General features: G+C 40.7%; 12 protein-coding genes and 1 pseudogene. 5 read left to right on the top strand and 8 right to left on the bottom strand.

All coding sequences use genetic code 11. The annotated features are described in order from the left end of the window. The first annotated feature begins 83 nt into the window (after positions 1-83). Together E4O07_RS02670 and E4O07_RS02665 are read left to right on the top strand one after the other, a co-directional pair. Positions 84-797, top strand: a complete 714-nt coding sequence (locus E4O07_RS02670; RefSeq protein WP_253687163.1) for an RluA family pseudouridine synthase — start codon at positions 84-86, stop codon at positions 795-797. Positions 798-940: 143 nt separating this feature from the next. Beyond that, the gene (locus E4O07_RS02665) at positions 941-1,819 is read left to right on the top strand and encodes an Rpn family recombination-promoting nuclease/putative transposase (RefSeq protein WP_253687161.1); all 879 of its coding nucleotides are present in this window, start codon (positions 941-943) and stop codon (positions 1,817-1,819) included. A gap of 171 nt (positions 1,820-1,990) precedes the next feature. Here E4O07_RS02665 and nifJ read toward each other — a convergent pair whose 3' ends face one another. From nifJ to E4O07_RS02645, 4 genes are all read right to left on the bottom strand, one after another. Then, entirely contained in the window at positions 1,991-5,596 is a 3,606-nt protein-coding gene (gene nifJ / locus E4O07_RS02660; RefSeq protein ID WP_253687160.1) for a pyruvate:ferredoxin (flavodoxin) oxidoreductase, read from the bottom strand. Next, a complete protein-coding gene (locus tag E4O07_RS02655) occupies positions 5,565-6,269 on the bottom strand; it encodes an aspartate/glutamate racemase family protein (RefSeq protein ID WP_253687158.1) in 705 nt (234 codons plus the stop codon). Before E4O07_RS02655 ends, nifJ begins: the two co-directional genes overlap by 32 nt. Positions 6,270-6,333: 64 nt before the next feature. Continuing rightward, on the bottom strand, positions 6,334-7,539 hold the full coding sequence (gene megL / locus E4O07_RS02650) for a methionine gamma-lyase (protein WP_253687156.1): 1,206 nt from the start codon (positions 7,537-7,539) through the stop codon (positions 6,334-6,336). Positions 7,540-7,648: 109 nt separating this feature from the next. Further along, positions 7,649-8,785 carry a toxin-antitoxin system YwqK family antitoxin gene (locus tag E4O07_RS02645; RefSeq protein WP_253687155.1) on the bottom strand — a complete coding sequence of 379 codons (1,137 nt, stop codon included), beginning with the start codon at positions 8,783-8,785 and terminating at the stop codon, positions 7,649-7,651. Positions 8,786-8,856: 71 nt separating this feature from the next. Between E4O07_RS02645 and E4O07_RS02640 the strand changes: the two genes are divergently transcribed. Continuing rightward, positions 8,857-9,738, top strand: a complete 882-nt coding sequence (locus E4O07_RS02640) for a DMT family transporter (RefSeq protein WP_256488814.1) — start codon at positions 8,857-8,859, stop codon at positions 9,736-9,738. Positions 9,739-9,845: 107 nt separating this feature from the next. Here the strand turns inward: E4O07_RS02640 and E4O07_RS02635 are convergent, their stop codons facing one another. Next, a complete protein-coding gene (locus E4O07_RS02635) occupies positions 9,846-11,207 on the bottom strand; it encodes a Na+/H+ antiporter NhaC family protein (protein ID WP_253687151.1) in 1,362 nt (453 codons plus the stop codon). A gap of 143 nt (positions 11,208-11,350) precedes the next feature. Between E4O07_RS02635 and E4O07_RS02630 the strand changes: the two are divergent. After that, positions 11,351-11,548: pseudogene (locus E4O07_RS02630) on the top strand (Na+/H+ antiporter NhaC family protein); the annotation flags it as partial. 27 nt (positions 11,549-11,575) lie between these two features. On the opposite strand, the gene E4O07_RS02625 reads toward E4O07_RS02630, so the two are convergent. From E4O07_RS02625 to E4O07_RS02615, 3 genes are read right to left on the bottom strand one after another with little or no spacing between them, the layout of a single operon-like run. After that, positions 11,576-13,849, bottom strand: a complete 2,274-nt coding sequence (locus E4O07_RS02625; RefSeq protein WP_253687149.1) for an oxidoreductase — start codon at positions 13,847-13,849, stop codon at positions 11,576-11,578. A 47-nt stretch (positions 13,850-13,896) separates the two neighbouring features. Further along, on the bottom strand, positions 13,897-14,340 hold the full coding sequence (locus tag E4O07_RS02620) for an aconitase X swivel domain-containing protein (protein ID WP_253687147.1): 444 nt from the start codon (positions 14,338-14,340) through the stop codon (positions 13,897-13,899). Position 14,341: 1 nt separating this feature from the next. Then, complete coding sequence (locus E4O07_RS02615) at positions 14,342-15,610, bottom strand: aconitase X (protein ID WP_253687146.1); 1,269 nt, start codon at positions 15,608-15,610, stop codon at positions 14,342-14,344. Between the two features lie 186 nt (positions 15,611-15,796). Between E4O07_RS02615 and E4O07_RS02610 the strand changes: the two genes are divergently transcribed. Further along, on the top strand, positions 15,797-16,576 hold the full coding sequence (locus E4O07_RS02610; protein WP_253687145.1) for a Nif3-like dinuclear metal center hexameric protein: 780 nt from the start codon (positions 15,797-15,799) through the stop codon (positions 16,574-16,576). Positions 16,577-16,605 lie beyond the last annotated feature (29 nt).

Raw genomic sequence — 16,605 nt, 5'->3', positions numbered from 1 at the left:
TGCTTGAACAAATTAAAACCTGTTGACAAGGCTATTGATTTTTTTATATCATGCTTTAGAATTTTTTGGTCAGGGATTTTTAAATGCAAAATGAAGTGAGAATTTTATTTGAAGACAATTTTTTTGCCGTGGTTTTAAAAAACTGCGGAGATAATTCCCAGACCTTTTTTAAAAAAGCCTTTAGCGAAAAAAAATATGCCGAGGCCGTAAACCGCTTGGATAAGCCGGTAAGCGGCTTGGTTCTTGTAGCTTTTTCTCCTCAAATACATACAAAACTAAATAATCTTTTTAAAGAAAAAAGTGTAAAAAAAGAATATTGGGCAATCTGCAAAAAAAGAGAAGAAGCCAAAACTAAATCCCCCGCAGCCGATTTTAAAATAAACCCTAAGTCTTTGTACAAAAAAGAATTGTGCGAAGCCTATCTTGAGTTTAACACCAAAATACAAAAGGGCTTTGTAACCGAATCAAAACAAAGAGGAAAAAAAGCCTCGCTTTATTGGGAGCTTTCAGGTATCGGCGATAACTATAATTTTTTACGGGTCTTTCCCGAAACAGGCCGCACCCATCAAATCCGCATTCAGCTCGCCCATTTGGGGATGCCAATAAAGGGAGACATCAAATACGGCTTTGAGCGCACCGAAAAATCGGGCGGAATAAGACTCCACGCCTACTCCCTAAATTTCTGCCATCCTCAAACAAAAAAACAAATAGAAATTTCCGCCCTTCCGCCCTCTCCCGATAAGCTATGGTCGGCCTGCATTGAAGCTTGCTTAAAAGCAAAAGAGTTTGACAAATAGATTACAGTTTTTCGATTTCGGATTCGGGAAGGCCGGTTATTTTCTTGAATTTTTTAAAATTTTCCTATGTATTACAAACAATTTCTATAATAATTATGAGAGGGGAAAAATATTCCTTTAAATAATTTATCATGGAGGTTGATATGAAACAAGCATTTAAAATTACCCTGCGAAACGACTACGCCTTTAAGCGTGTCTTCGGAGTAGAAGAAAACAAGGATATTCTACAGGATTTTCTGGAATGCATTCTGGATATTCCGTCTGAAAACATCGCAGGTTTGGAACTTTTAGATAAGGAGTTTCATAAGGAGCTTTTAAGTGAAAAATTAGGTGTATTGGATATAAAACTAAGAATAAAAGACGGAACTTTTGTAGATATCGAAATTCAAAACCTTTGGCACCGTGATTTTGCTGAGAGAACTTTGTATTATTGGTCTAAAATGTACAATGGAGGTATAAAGCAAGGTCAAGACTATACAAAACTTCCAAAGTGTATTACAATAAACTTAATAGGGCAAGGTTTTAATAAAAACAAACGTCTCCACAACAAGTATCTTGTTCTGGAAAAAGACACAAAAGAGCCCTTACTTTCAAAGCTTGAGATTCATATACTAAACCTTGAAAAAGCTAAAACCTTAAAAGAATCTCAATGCAAAGATAATAAAACAAAAGGCTTATTAAACTGGCTAAAATTTATCGAAACCGATGATAAGGAGGTAAGAAAGATGTTGGCACAAGAATCACCCATGATGAGAAAGGCAAATACAATGATAGAAATAATTGAAATGAGTCCCAAGGATAGATGGCTCTATGAATCCCGCATGAAATATGAACACGATAAAGCTTCATGTATAAATGAAGGTTATCAACAGGGGCTTGAAGCCGGAATTGAACAAGGCTTTGCTGATGGAGCATATAAAACAAAACTTGAAACAGCCTCTATGTTTAAAAAACTAGGAATAGATATCGAAAAAATAGCTGAAGGAACAGGCCTTAGTAAAGAAGAAATACAAAAATTATAGCAATCACAAATCAAAAAACAATCTTAAACATAAAAAAAGCGGACATCTTTTCCCGTAGGAAAAGGATGTCCGCTTATCAGCTAATTTTTATTGGAGCGGCAGCGTAATCGCCCGGCTGTTTAAAAATTCAATTTTTAAATAGCCGAGGCGAGTACTAGGAGCCAATAAAAATTACTCGGCCATACGCTTATACCGATTATACCTCTCCTTAGCGTCTTCCTCTGCGTGCTTGAATAAGACTTCCGCAACATCGGGGAAGGTCTTTTTAAGCGAGGTGTAGCGGACCTCGGAGTTGATGAAGTCTTGGAATGAGCCGGTCGGTTCCTTGCTGTCGAGCTGGAAGGGATTTTTGCCTTCAGCTTTTAAGCGCGGGTCAAAGCGGTATAGGTGCCAATAGCCGGCCTCAACAGCCTTTTTCTCCTGTTCAACGCTTCTTCCCATTCCGGATCTGAGTCCGTGGTTAATACAGGGAGCGTAACAGATAACGATAGAAGGACCGTCATAGCTTTCGGCTTCTTTTATGGCCTTTACAAACTGGCTCATATTGGAACCTATGGCAACCTGAGCTACATAAACATAGCCGTAGGTCATAAGCATTGCACCCAAATCCTTTTTGCGGATTCGTTTTCCGCCTGCCGCAAATTTTGCAACAGCCGCTGTGGGGGTCGACTTTGAGGACTGTCCTCCCGTATTGGAATAAACTTCAGTATCGAATACGAGGATGTTAAAGTCTTCGCCCGAAGCCATGGTGTGATCAAGACCGCCGTAACCGATATCGTAGGCCCATCCGTCTCCTCCGAAGGACCATACACTCTTTTTGACGATAAAGTCCTTCAGCTTGTAGATATATTCCAAGAGCCTGTCAGCCTCGATATTTCCCGTATTATATTTGAAGGTGTGGCTTTCGGGTTGAGGAAGATAATCGGCAGCATCCGTATTCTTTACGGCCGTATTTCTAGGCGGCTGATGAGCATCAAAGAGGGCCTTAATCTTATCGCAGGTCAGGATATTTGCTTCAACATCTTTTTTGTTTTCAATCCATTCTTTAAAGAGCGGAGTAAAATCGGTTCCGACATTGAGCTCGATAAATTTTTTCATATAGTCTTCGGCTTGTTCTCTTAGCTTGCGGGCACCGAGGGCCATTCCGTAGCCGTAGTTTGCATTGTCTTCAAAAAGAGAACTTGCCCAAGTGGGACCCTTACCCTTTTCGTTATAGGTAAAGCCGGCAGTGGGATAAGAACCTCCCCATATCGAAGAACAGCCTGAAGCATTTGCTATCATCATGCGGTCTCCGAAAAGACGGGTAACAAGGGTTGCATAAGCTGTTTCGCCGCAGCCTGCACAAGCTCCGTGGAATTCCAAGAGAGGCTGCTTAAACTGGCTTCCCTTAACCGAGAACTGATCCATAAGACCGTGCTTTGTAGAAACATTGTCAACTGCATAGTCCCAGTTTTTCGCCTGAGCTTCTTCCTCTGCTAAGGGCTTCATAACGAGGGCCTTGTTCTTTGCAGGACAGACATTTGCACAGTTTGAACAGCCTGTGCAGTCCATAACCGAAACCTGCATCCTGTACTCAAGCCCTTCAAGACCTTTTCCGTTGGCCTTTATTGTCTCAAAGCCTTCAGGCTTTGCAGATCTTTCTTTTTCGTCAAGAAGGAAGGGGCGGATTACGGCGTGCGGACATACAAATGAACACTGGTTACACTGAATACAGTTTTCCTTTATCCAATGCGGAACTTCAACAGCAACGCCGCGCTTTTCATATCGGCTTGTGCAGTTAGGCATTCTTCCGTCTTCAACACCCTTAAAGGTACTTACCTTTAGAGCATCGCCTTCCTGCCTGTTGATAGGAATAAGTACATTGCGTACATAGGGCGGAAGATGAGAATTTAAAATAGCAGAATCCTCTGCATTTGCCCAAGCGGCAGGAACGGCAACCATGTGAAGAGAGTTAACTCCCTTTTCTACTGCTGCATAGTTCATGTTTACGATGTCTTCACCCTTTTTACCGTAATCTCTTACTATGGATTTTTTTAAACTGTCAACGGCTTCTTCAATAGGAATAATTTCTGCAAGTTTAAAGAAGGCAGACTGCATTATCATATTGATTCTTCCGCCCAGACCGATATCTTGAGCAATACCTGTAGCGTTTATGGTATAAAACTTAATTTCATTTTTTGCGATAAAGCGTTTCATCTCGCCGGGGAGGTTGGCTTCAAGCTCCTCATCTGACCAGAGACAGTTAAGCAAGAAGGTTCCGCCTTTTTTTAAGCCCTTCAATAAATCGTATTGATGAACATAGGACTGTTTTGAACAAGAAATAAAGTCGGCATCGCTTATAAGGTATGTTGACTTTATCGGCTGCTTTCCGAAGCGGAGGTGAGAAATTGTTACGCCTCCCGATTTTTTACTGTCATAGGCAAAATAGGCCTGGGCATACATACCCGTGCTGTCTCCGATAATCTTGATGGCGCTCTTATTTGCACCGACAGTTCCGTCAGAACCGAAGCCCCAGAATTTACATCTGATTGTTCCGGCAGGTTCGGTTTTAATTTCCTCTAAAACAGGAAGGCTTAAATTGGTAAGATCGTCTTCGATTCCTACAGTAAAGTTATTTTTAGGTGCATCGGCTTTAAGATTATCGAATACGGCCTTTACCATTGAGGGGGTCGTATCCTTAGAAGCCAAGCCGTACCTTCCGCCCACGATTAAGGGCTTATTGGGTACATCAATGTAAGCACCGAGTATATCCAAATGAAGGGGTTCATAAAGAGCGCCTTTTTCCTTTGTTCGGTCAAGAACGGCAATCTTTTTAACCGTCTTCGGCATTACATCAAAAAGATATTTAGGCGAGAAGGGGCGGTAAAGTCTTACCTTAATAAGACCTACCTTTTCTCCCTTAGAAACAAGGTAGTCAACCGTTTCTTCGGCCGTCTCGGTGATAGAACCCATGGCGATAATTACTCGTTCGGCATCGGGTGCTCCGTGATAGTCGAAGGGGCGGTAAGTTCTTCCTGTCAAGGCAGAAATCTGCTTCATATAGTCTGCAACTATTTCTACAACGTCTGTGTAGAATTTATTTGAGGCTTCCGAGGCTTGGAAATAAACATCGGGGTTTTGAGCCGTTCCCTTTGTAAAGGGATGCTCGGGATTCATGGCTGTGGTGCGCCAATCGTTTAAGGCCTTCCAATCAAGCATCTTTGCGAACTCTTCATAATCGATGAGTTCGACATTTTGAAGTTCATGGCTGGTTCTAAACCCGTCAAAAAAGTGGAGGAAGGGAACTCTTCCCTTTATTGCTGCAAGGTGAGCAATACCGCCGAGGTCGATGATTTCCTGAACCGAGCCTGAGGCAAGCATACCGAAACCGGTCTGACGGCAAGCCATAACGTCCTGATGATCGCCGAAAATAGAAAGGGCATGAGACGAAAGGGCTCTGGCCGATACATGCAAAACACCCGGCAAAAGTTCACCAGACATCTTGTACATATTGGGTATCATAAGTAAAAGCCCCTGACTGGCTGTAAAGCTTGAAGCTAAGGCTCCGGCAGAAAGGGCTCCGTGCATTGATCCTGCAGCTCCCGCTTCGGATTCCAATTCCGAAACAAGAACAGTTTGACCGAAAATATTTTTTCTTCCGTTGGCAGCCCATGAGTCAACCAGCTCAGCCATATCTGATGAGGGCGTAATCGGATAAATGGCAGCCACATCGGTAAAGGCATAGGCTACATACGAAGCCGCATTATTACCGGTCATTGTTTGTGTTTTCTTTTGCATACTCTTTTTTCTCCTTAGTATGTAATATGGTTTCCAGCATTTTATCTGCCGGGTCTATAATTCTAATTGAAGTGTATTTTTCCAATTCTTTTTTTATATATGGAAAATGGGTGCAGCCTAATATGAGGCTGTCTATTTTGTATTCATCTATTTCAATTTTTTCAAGATAAGATAAAAAGCCTTTAAGATTTAATAGTTTTACTATTTCAGCCGGACTAAGACCCTTTTCGATGAGTCTGACTATACTAATATTTCCTATAGGAATAGTATTCTTATCTTGGTTATAGCTTTGAATAATCCTGTCTATTGTATAAGCCGATAATCCGTTTGCAGCTAAAATAGCTATATTTTTACAATAGCCGGGTAAATTTTTATATGTATCTAAAGGACTAAAAATTTCGATATTTAAAAGTTTTTTTATTTTTTCATAATCAACGGCAGCACTTAAGGAGTTACAATATATGACGATAATATCAGCTCCTTGGGATAAAGCTTCTTTTGATTTCGTAATAAAAAGTTCCTCAAGAGCTTCTTGTGAAAAATACTGTAAATTTGATTGCTCATCACAGTTACTCGACATAGGAACGGCAATAGCTTCTAAACCGTGCCCTTTTAAAAGTTCTACTCCCATTCGGGTATCAACTGTGGTTCCGGCAAACACAGCTGCTTTCAAAAATCAACAACCTCCATTTTAAATACGGACAGGTGAAAACACCTGTCCGTTTTTAAATTAAGACTTATTTAACAAGTTTATCCAAGGCTTGCTTTAAGTCGGCAATAATATCCTCAGCATCTTCAAGACCTACAGAAAGGCGTACCAAACCTTCGGCAATGTCCGAAGCGGCTCTTTCTTCGGGTGTATAAGGAGAGTGAGTCATACTTGCAGGATGCTGGATGAGGGTTTCGGCATCACCTAAGCTTACTGCAATAGTTGCAAACTTAACGGAATTTATAAGAGTCTTACCTGCTTCCAAACCTCCCTTAACGGTAAAGGCAATCATGGCTCCGCAAAGCTTCATCTGCTTTTTTGCAAGCTCGTATTGCGGGAAGGACTTAAGACCGGGGAAGGCGATGGATTCAACTGCAGGATGTTTTTCCAAGAACTCTGCTACTTTCTGAGCATTGGCACAGTGTTTTTCCATTCGGATATCGAGTGTCTTCATACCGCGGCCGATTAAGTAGGCTTCAAAGGGGCCCAATGTAGAACCTGTCATGTCTTTGACACCTACAAAGCGTACCTGATCGATGAATTCTTTTTTTCCTACAACAAAACCTGCAATAACATCTCCATGTCCGTTTAGGTATTTTGTTGCAGAGTGAAGAACAACGTCTGCACCTAAATCAAGAGGTCTCTGAAGATAGGGTGTCATATAGGTATTGTCTACTATTACCTTACATTCAGGATTATGAGCATGAGCAATTTTGCTTATTTCTGCAATATCGCAAAGATACATGTTAGGGTTAGCAGGTGTTTCCAAATAAACAGCCTTTGTATTCGGTTTTAAGGCTTTTTTAACATTTTCAGGATCACGTGTATCGACAAAGCTTACCTCAACACCGAAGCGTGAAAGACCATGATTTAAAAAAGCAAAGGTACAGCCGTAAAGAGTTTTTCCTGCAACGATGTGATCTCCTGCATTTACAATTGACCAAATACATGAGGTAACGGCACCGATACCGGAGCTTGCAGACATACATGCTTCACCGTTTTCAAGACAGGCAAGTTTTTCCTCAACAACTGTAGTCGTAGGATTGCCTAAGCGGGTATAGATATAGCCATCTTCCTCTAAGGCAAATCTGCGGCCGCCCTGCTCTGCAGAGTCAAATGCAAATGTTGAAGTTTGATAAATAGGTGTAGCTAAGGCACCGTATTTGTTCTTGATGCTTCCTGCATGAATCTGTTTTGAAGCAAATCCCAGTTTTTCTAATTCTTTTTTATCCATATCTTCCTCCAAATAAAAGACACATATTGCGATTATTATAAGACATTTATTGTATTAGCGCAAGTATAAAAATCGAAAAATTCAAAAATAACAGCAGGTAAAAAAGAAATTAATCCTTGTTTGATATCATATTTCCGTTTTTATCAAAATTTCTTTCATTGATTATATTTCCGGAATTGTCATATTCTATTTCCGTTTCAAGGTTTCCGTTTTCATAAAACCATTGAGCAAGGCCTTGACGATGACGATCTTTAAAAAATATGGAACATTGAAGATTACCGTTTTGATAAAAGGCCTTATACTCTCCATCAAATTTTCCCATAACAAAAAAAGCCTTTTCTTCGATCTGCCCGTCTTCATAATAAGAAGTGTATTCGCCGTCAAGATAGCCTGATTTTGCGTTTCCGCGGCTTACAAGAACAAGTCCGTCAAAAGAAGAAAATTCTTCCCAAGGACCTTCCATATAACCGTCCCTTATTTCGGCTGTTGTGTGATAAGGATAGTCATCCTTATCATCGATAACGGCTTCACGTGTAATTTTTCCCGTAAAGGGGAGCATGGTTTTTAGTTCATAGATTCTATATAGATTTTCACCTTCTTTTTTTTGATACAAACGGCAAGCATCGCTCGAAATAAGAATACCGTTCTCATCGTAGATTCGGGTATCTCTTAATGAGCCGTCCTTATTATAAAAAAGCCATTTCCCGCAGCGGTAGACCCTGTCTTCAAAAAAAACAGGCAAATCTTTTATCGGCGTTAAATTACCCTCCATTTCTTTTTGTCCGTCAGGATAATAAAAAACGGAATAGCCGTCTATCACACCTTTTGACCAAACAGCTTCGTGGTGAAGAATGCCTGTATCCCTGACGTAATATTTAAATAACCCGTCTTTTATACCGGCAATGGTCTTTCCTTTTGCATTATAATATTCATCATACACACAGACTAGCTCTTCAAAATCTGCCGGAATGTAGTTTTTTTTTACGAATCTTACGCCTCTAGGAATTAAAAGAATAAAGATCGTAATTATAATAGGAGGAACAGCATGAAAAGCAGAACCGGTAAATTTATGAGCCAAAAAAAATGCAGCAACTACAATTATGACAGGAATTAAAAGAATAAAAATTAAGGGAGCTCCAAAACTGACAGGCCCTGTAATTAGGCGGTTTAAAACAATAAACATAACTGCGAGAAAAACCAAATAAAATAAACTGTTTACTAAATAAAATTTAACTATAACACTCATACTTGACTTCATTATGATCTTATTATATCATAGCCTTAGACGAAAGTCTATATTAAATCCAGAGTCATGCTATGTCCAATAAAATAAAATCATACTTATTTGCTTTAATGGCTGTTATTTTTTTTGCCTCCTCTTTTCCGTTTTCACGATTTGCTTTGATGCATTTCGGTCCGGAAGCATTAGGCTTTTTAAGATGTGTTTTAGCAAGTATTGTTCTTTTGATTATAGGAAAATTTAATAATTTACGCCCGCCGTTCAAGGTACGGCATATAGGCCTTTTCTTTTTGTCGGGCGCACTCGGCTTTGCCCTGTATCTTATAGTTTTTAATATGGGGCTTAAAACAATTACTGCCGCAACATCAAGCATTATAATCGCTACAACTCCCATAATGACGGCAGCCGCTGCTTCTCTCATTTACGGAGAAAAAATAAGCAAGATAGGAGTCTTATCAATTATTTCTGCCTTTGGCGGTGTCTTAATTATTATTTTGTGGAAGGGAATCCTATCGATAAACATAGGAGTCCTCTGGACTCTGACAGCTGCCGTTTTTTTCTGCGGTTACAATATCTTAAGCAGAAAGCTCGGAAAGATGGGCTATACCTCAATAGAGATTGTTACCTACAGTATGATTGCCGCAGCCATTATTTTATCTCCTTTTTGTGTAGATGCATATAAACAAATTATTAATGCGGAATTCAAGTATACCGGAAGCCTCATTTATTTAGGAATTTTTACAAGTGCCCTTGGATATTTTTGTTTTAACAAGGGGATAGAAATAGCGGAAAAAACAAGTGATGTTACTAATTTTCTCTTTGGTAATCCTTTGATAGCAAGTATTTTGGGTTATATTGCTCTCGGTGAAACTTTAAATGCAGGCACGGCTATAGGCGGCGTAGTCATTATAGCAAGTATTGTTTTGTTTTCTCTAAAAGGGGCAAAGAAAAATATTTAAAATATTCAAATAAAAACCCGAAACTCATAAAGAATCTCGGGTTTTAGTTTTAGCTTAAACTAAGGCTTAAGCTTTAGTTTAAAAATAAAGACTTACAATCCAATAAGTTATTTTGCTTTAACAGCCTTCCACTCTTCAAAATTCCAAGGATGCTTTTTAATGTATCCGTCTGCAAACGGGAAGAAGATAGAAAGAGTTAATAAAACTGCCAATAAGAGCTGATACCACAATAGGGGTATAACGCCTACCGGGCTTACAAGACCGTTTGTGAACGAGCAGGCTATTAAAAGCTGAGCACCGTAGGGGATTAGTCCCTGCATTACACAGGAGAAGGCATCAAGAAGAGAGGCAGACCTTCGCGGGTCAACCTTAAACTCTTCGCACATTTCCTTCGCTATGGGTCCATCGATAATAATTGCAACGGTGTTGTTGGCTGTTGCAGCATCGGTAATAAGGGTTAGGGCACCGATACCGAGCTCGGCTGATTTTCTTCCCTTTACCATACCCTTTATTTTTTGTAAGAGCCATTCCATACCGCCGGCCTGTGTAACCATATAGGCAAGACCTCCGGTTAACATAGAGAGCAAGAATATTTCAAACATTCCGTTAAAGCCGTCATAGATATGATTTGTCCACTGTAAAGGATCAAATGCCCCATAAACCATTCCTATAACACCTGAGAATACAATTCCTCCAAGAAGAACTACAAATACGTTAAGGCCGGCAATGGCAGCAACCAATACGAATATGTAGGGTAAGACTTTAACAATACTGAATTCCAAGGACTCGATTTGGGGAGGAACAGCAGGTCTTCCGAAAATCAAAAGAAGAACTAATGTTATAAGAGCGGCAGGCAAGGCTAAGGCCATGTTTACCCTAAATTTATCTCTCATTTCTACATTTTGGGTTCTTGTAGCTGCAATTGTTGTATCGGAAATAATGGAAAGGTTATCTCCGAACATTGCACCGCCTACCATAGAAGCAATCATGAGAGGCATTGAAATACCGGCTTTCTCTGCAAAACCTACAGCTATAGGACCTACGGCAGCAATAGTTCCAACACTGGTACCTGTTGCGATAGATAAAAAACAGCAGATAATAAACAGACCGGCAGTAACAAAGTTAGCAGGAATTAATGTTAAACCAAGGTTTACCGTAGAGTCAACGCCTCCCATCTGTTTTGAAACAACCGAAAAGGCGCCTGCTAAAATGTAAATAATACACATAGTAATAATGTTTTCATCTCCGCATCCCTTAATCAATGCATCGAATTTTTCATTCATAGAACCTTTGTGCATCAAAAAAGCGGCTATAATACCTACAATAACCGCAATAGGCCCCTTAAAGCCATAAAAACCCATCGGATCGCCTTTTGCAACAAGTGTTACACCTATTCCAAGGTAAACGACAACAAAAATTAAAAAAGGCAACAGAGCTAAACCATTTGGTTTAATTTTGGATTTTTCCATAAAAATATCCTCCATAAAAGTTTTACTCAAAATATATAAGCTGCCTAATAACCCATATATTTTGCATTACTAGATTATCGCATAGCTTATGCCGATTGTCAAGGAAAAAATATAAATTTTAACAAAAAAGTTGACAGCACAATGTCGGAATATCCTTCGGTACAATCCCGATTATTGCAACCATCTATCTTCCGCTGAGTATAAAATTAGGTTTCAACCCTGCCGCTATTGTTTGCTTACTCGGTACAGCCGGAGCCTTGGGAGATGCTGGATCCCCCGCATCAGACTCAACCATCGGACCTACAGCAGGTCTTAATGCAGACGGCCAGCATGATCACATCTATACAGGTTAAATTTAAGCATATAAACTAAATTCCGGCTGCAAGCCTTTCGGCAGCACGGGTTGCTTCCAAAACCTTTCCCGAAAAAGAACTGTCCCCTATGTTGTAAATCTCAGGTGCTATGTTTGCAGCTTGAGCCGAAAGGTAAAGACTATCATCGGTTTTATTTCCAACGGCAAAAACGATTAAATCGGCATCAAGCTCAAGTCTTTGAGTTTCATTGCCTATTTTTTTTTCAAGAGGATTAGGAATATTTTCAGGCAGGATGGGCTGCCAAGTATTATAAGGATTCGGAACACCTTTCGAAATATTTTTTTCTACAAGGGCCTTTCCCGAATCAAGCCCTATAAGCTTTGCACAGTTTAAAAGTTTAACACCGGCCTTTTGCATATAGTAGATAAGGTAGCCTCTATTAGCCGTACAAACTCCTTTCATAAAATAAGGAAGCATTTCTACTACCGTAACATCTTTTTTGAGCTCATATTTCAGCCAATAGGCTGTTTCACATCCTACAACACCTCCGCCTATTATAACAATCTTTTGAGCATCTTCCGCCTCTTTAGGATTTAAAAGAAGATCTACGGCCTGAATCGTCTTTGCCTTTTCAATTCCCGGAACGGAAAGAGAAATGGGTTTACCTCCGTATGCAAAAATTACGGCATCGAATTTTTTGTTTTTTAAATTTTCCAAATCAACTTCAGTGTTTAAAGAAAGTTTAAAGTTAGGCAGGGTCTTAGCCTTTTCTACCTCTGTTTTAAGATAGTTTAAATAGTTTTCAAAATCGTATTTAATTTTAGGCACACTTCCCGTAATTACGCTGCCGCCTACCCTGTCCGTTTTTTCAAAGAGCTCTACAGTATGACCTCTTTTTGCAGCCTTGGATGCAAACAAGATACCTGCGGGGCCTGCACCGATAACGGCGATATTTTTTTTCACCTCGGCCGCAGGTGCATCAAAGGGAAGCACATCTTCAAAACCGGTGCGCGGGTTGACCGCACATTGGGGATGCCCTCCTAAAACAAATTCGTTAATACAGCCTTCCTGACATCCTATACAGGGCCTGATATCTTCGACTCTTCCTGCATAGGCCTTATTACACCAATCGGCATCGGCCAATAAGGGGCGGGCCAGCATGACCATATCGCAGTCACCGTTTCGTAATGCGGTTTCTGCAACATCGGGATAGCCCAATTTTCCGACAGCTACCACAGGAACAGGGACTCCGGCATTGGATATAATATTATTGGAAGCAAAATAGTCTTTTACTATTTTTGACACTTCCAGGAAACAGCCAGCAGGCATTCCTCCGGGAGGATGGGGAAGCCACCAGTTATCGTAACATCCCAGATCTACGTCAAAAATATCTACTCCGCATTTTACAAGATTTTTCATATAATCAAGGGTCTCTTGAATTGTTCTTCCGTTTTTAAATTTTTTAAGCTGCTTAACCTTCATGCCTTCTTCCCCATAGGTTTCGTTAAGAGCAAGGGAAAGATCTATACGGTACATGATAGGGTAATCGGCACCGGCCCTGTTTCTTATTTCTTTTACAAGATCAAGCCCGAATCTTTGCCAGTCGGCATATTTTCCGATTTTACGGCGGTTAAAGGCCGGGTTGGTCAACTGCTCAAGAAGATAGCCTTCATGGCCGTGAAGATAGATGCCGTCAAGCCCGCACTCCTTGGCATCGGCGGCAGCCTGTCCTGCATTTTTTATAATTTTTCCTAAGGCACGGCCGGAAAGGCGAAGGCTTGGAATTTCGGAAATATAAAAGTTAGGATTATTCGAGGCCGATACGGGAAATCTAAACTTGGTTAAAAGACATTGGGGGTTCCCTACACGGCCCAACCCCGGGGTCAACTGAATAAAGATCTTACTTCCAAAGGCATGGCAGCCCTGAGCCAGATCCCTCCAGCCTACAAGGTTTGTACGTGTTCCGTCGATACGGGGAAAGTAAGAATAATTATGAGGTTCCGTTACCGAGTGATCTATTCCGTGGCTTATGGGTACAAGGCCGGTTGTCAATAAGCCGACACCTCCCTTAGCTCTGGCAAAAAAATATTCGAGCATTTTTTTGTTGGGCCGTCCCGATTCTTCACACATATTTATGTTTCCCATCGGCCCCATTACAACCCGGTTTTTAATTTTTGTTTTGTTTATTAAAATAGGCGAAAATAATTGGGTGTAAGGATAGAGAGCCTTAGTCATTCGGCCTGTTCCCCCTGCCCTGTTTTCAAAATCGCCTTCCATCCATCCGCCGTAAGCGTCCACCATCTTTTTTATTTCGGCATCAAATTTCATAAGTTTCCTCCAAATAGTTTTATACTCTATAGTTTTAAATTGAACCCTTAGTCTTCAATTAAAACTTCACCACCTTCTTTAACTTCGATTCTGCTTCCGCTTTTAACCGCAGATAAAAATTCTTTTCCCAAGTTATCGATTGTAGGAATAGGATTATCGGCAAAGTTTGCTGCAAGGATTACGCCTGCTGCAGCCAATGAATCTATGGGTTCCGAAAAAAGCATACAGGCAGGCTGCCGGCCCATAGAAGCGGCACAGAATATAACCATTCCGCCCGTAGTTGAGCCTATGGTCTGCGGAAGACAAAGAGCCTTCCCTGCTATTTCCTTTTTATACAAGTCCGGATTGTTTTGATCGGAGCAATGAGCCTTCTTATCCCCGAACATCAAAGCTTTTTGAAAGCTTGCAAGGGTATTAAAACCTTGAGAGCTTACAAGGGCCTCTGCCGATACTGTTCCCGGAACAATTACTCTTCCCTTAAATGTTTTCATATTAAACGCCTCCCGTAATTAGATCGGCTATTTCATCGTCCTTATAGTAGACAGCCGTAGTATAGGTTCTAAGTTTATTGGAATTTGTGATAACCGATTTTTTTGCACAAAGCGGGTTATTCATATACATGAGGGGACAGGTTTCAGAAAAAAGAAGACCGAAGGATTTTAATTTTGCATATTCCTCGGTTTTGGAAAACTCCTTTAAAACTCCCCTTGGCGAAGTCATAACCGTCGGTATAGAAATTTTTGATTTGTTATTTTCCTTTAACTTTCTTTCTATAGTATTTGTCCATTTAATGAGCTGTTGTTTTGAAAGATGAGGACAGCCTATAAAACAAAGCTCGGGAGCGGCATTTTTATTTTTTCTAATATCAGGATATGAAGCTCTTATCCTCAAAAGCTCGGCTTCGGTAATTTTATAGGTCTCTGCATTTTTACGGATTAAAGAAGCCCCGGATTCCTTCGCCTCAGGCGTCAGGTTTTCGACATGGTATAAACCGACGGCTCCGTTGGATGCCATGGCGGCTCCCATATCCTTAAAGTAGGCTCTTACCTCCTCATTCAGATCATGTCCTAAAAATTTATCCAAGCCTCGAATGTAGGGCACGTTTTCAACAGCCTTGATTCCTATAGCGCTTCCCAAAAGTTGGGCTTCGGCTAGATTTTCGGTTTCGATCTCGACAATTAAATCGGCCTTACGCCCCTCATCGGTCAATAAGCCGAACTCGGGTACCCAGCCTGCAATAAGCCCGAACATTTCGATGATACCTGAATTGCGATTACACCTCGCTCCCAATACCGAGTTTGCATAATTAACGGCAGAGGATTCGGCCCAGCTTAAGATTTCTCCCTTCTTCGGCGTATTCCCTACCTCATCGAAATAGCAAGTGCAAGTGTAGCCCTCATCTGAAAGAAGCCCCATAGCTTTAAGCTGCTTTTCATATTCTTCCTGCTTGCTGTACATAAACCTAAAAACAAGGCGTTCCAAAAAACTTTTGGGCACCACGTCATCGAGCGGACGCGGGTCTACCGTAAACGGAATCCCTGAAACAGCTTGGGATTGAAGAAGTTCATCCATCAATTTATAAACCGGCTTCATAACTCCTATCCCAAAACTTGTAACAAGATGTCCGTATCTTCCCGTAACTTTCACAAGCCTTTCGGCACCAAAGGCTTCACCATACATGACCAAGGTTTTTAAAACCTTAGCCTGCATCTCTCCTTGAGAACCGTTTAAAATTTCTTCCTGTTCCCGAGTAAGTTGCATACTCAAACCTCCTTAAATTAATTAAGAATAATTATATCATAGTTTTTACGAAACGAAAACATATTTTTTTAAATAGCCTCATCAATCCGCATAAAACTTGATTGATAAATCGTCAATCATCCCGCCGTCTTGAATTCAAAAAGAATCTAAAGTATAATCTAACAAAAGTTTTTGCGGGGGATTATTATGAAGTTAAAAGACCTTGATCTTTATTTTACCGAATTATTAAACATAGATGCCTTTGCGGCTCAGGATTTGTCGCAAAACGGCGTTCAAGTGCAAAACAGCGGAAAAGAAATAAAAAAAATTGCCTTTGCAGTAGATGCCTGTCTTCAATCGATAAAGGAAGCCGCCGAGCGGAAGGCCGATATGCTCTTCGTACACCACGGCCTTTTATGGAGCCGCTCTTTAAGGATTATGGGAAATCATTATCACAGGATAAAAGCTCTTTTAGACAATGACATTGTGCTTTATGCCGTTCACCTTCCCCTCGATGCTCATCCTCTTTACGGGAACAACATCGGGCTTGCCCGCCGCCTTGAGCTTGAAAACTTAAAAGAGTTCGGAATGTACAGGGGTATAAACATAGGTCTTTACGGCAGCCTTCCTGCAAAGCCGGGGTCGGAAGAAGGCTTGGAGATAGACGAGATTGTAAATAAGCTTTTCCCCCAAGGAGAAAAACCTGCAAACATCCTTCCCTTCGGACCTAAAAAGATTAAAACCGTGGGAGTCATTTCGGGAGGAGCCGCTTCGGAAATAGATGATGCCATAGCCTTAGGGCTCGACTTATACATAACGGGCGAAATAGAACACATTACCTATCACAATGCCCTCGAAAACAGAATAAATGTTATTGCAGGCGGGCATTACCAAACGGAAACCGTAGGCGTTCAATTGGTTGCAAAAAAGCTTGAACTTGATACAAACCTTGAGACCTGTTTTATAGATATTCCGACAGGCTTTTAAATTTTTAGAATTAGGATGAGTTTAAGCCG

The sequence above is a fragment of the Treponema sp. OMZ 798 genome (genome assembly GCF_024181385.1).
In the GTDB taxonomy this organism is placed as follows: Bacteria; Spirochaetota; Spirochaetia; order Treponematales; family Treponemataceae; genus Treponema_B.
The sequence above is the reverse complement of the archived record's forward strand: the minus strand, read 5'-3'. Positions and strand labels throughout refer to the sequence as shown.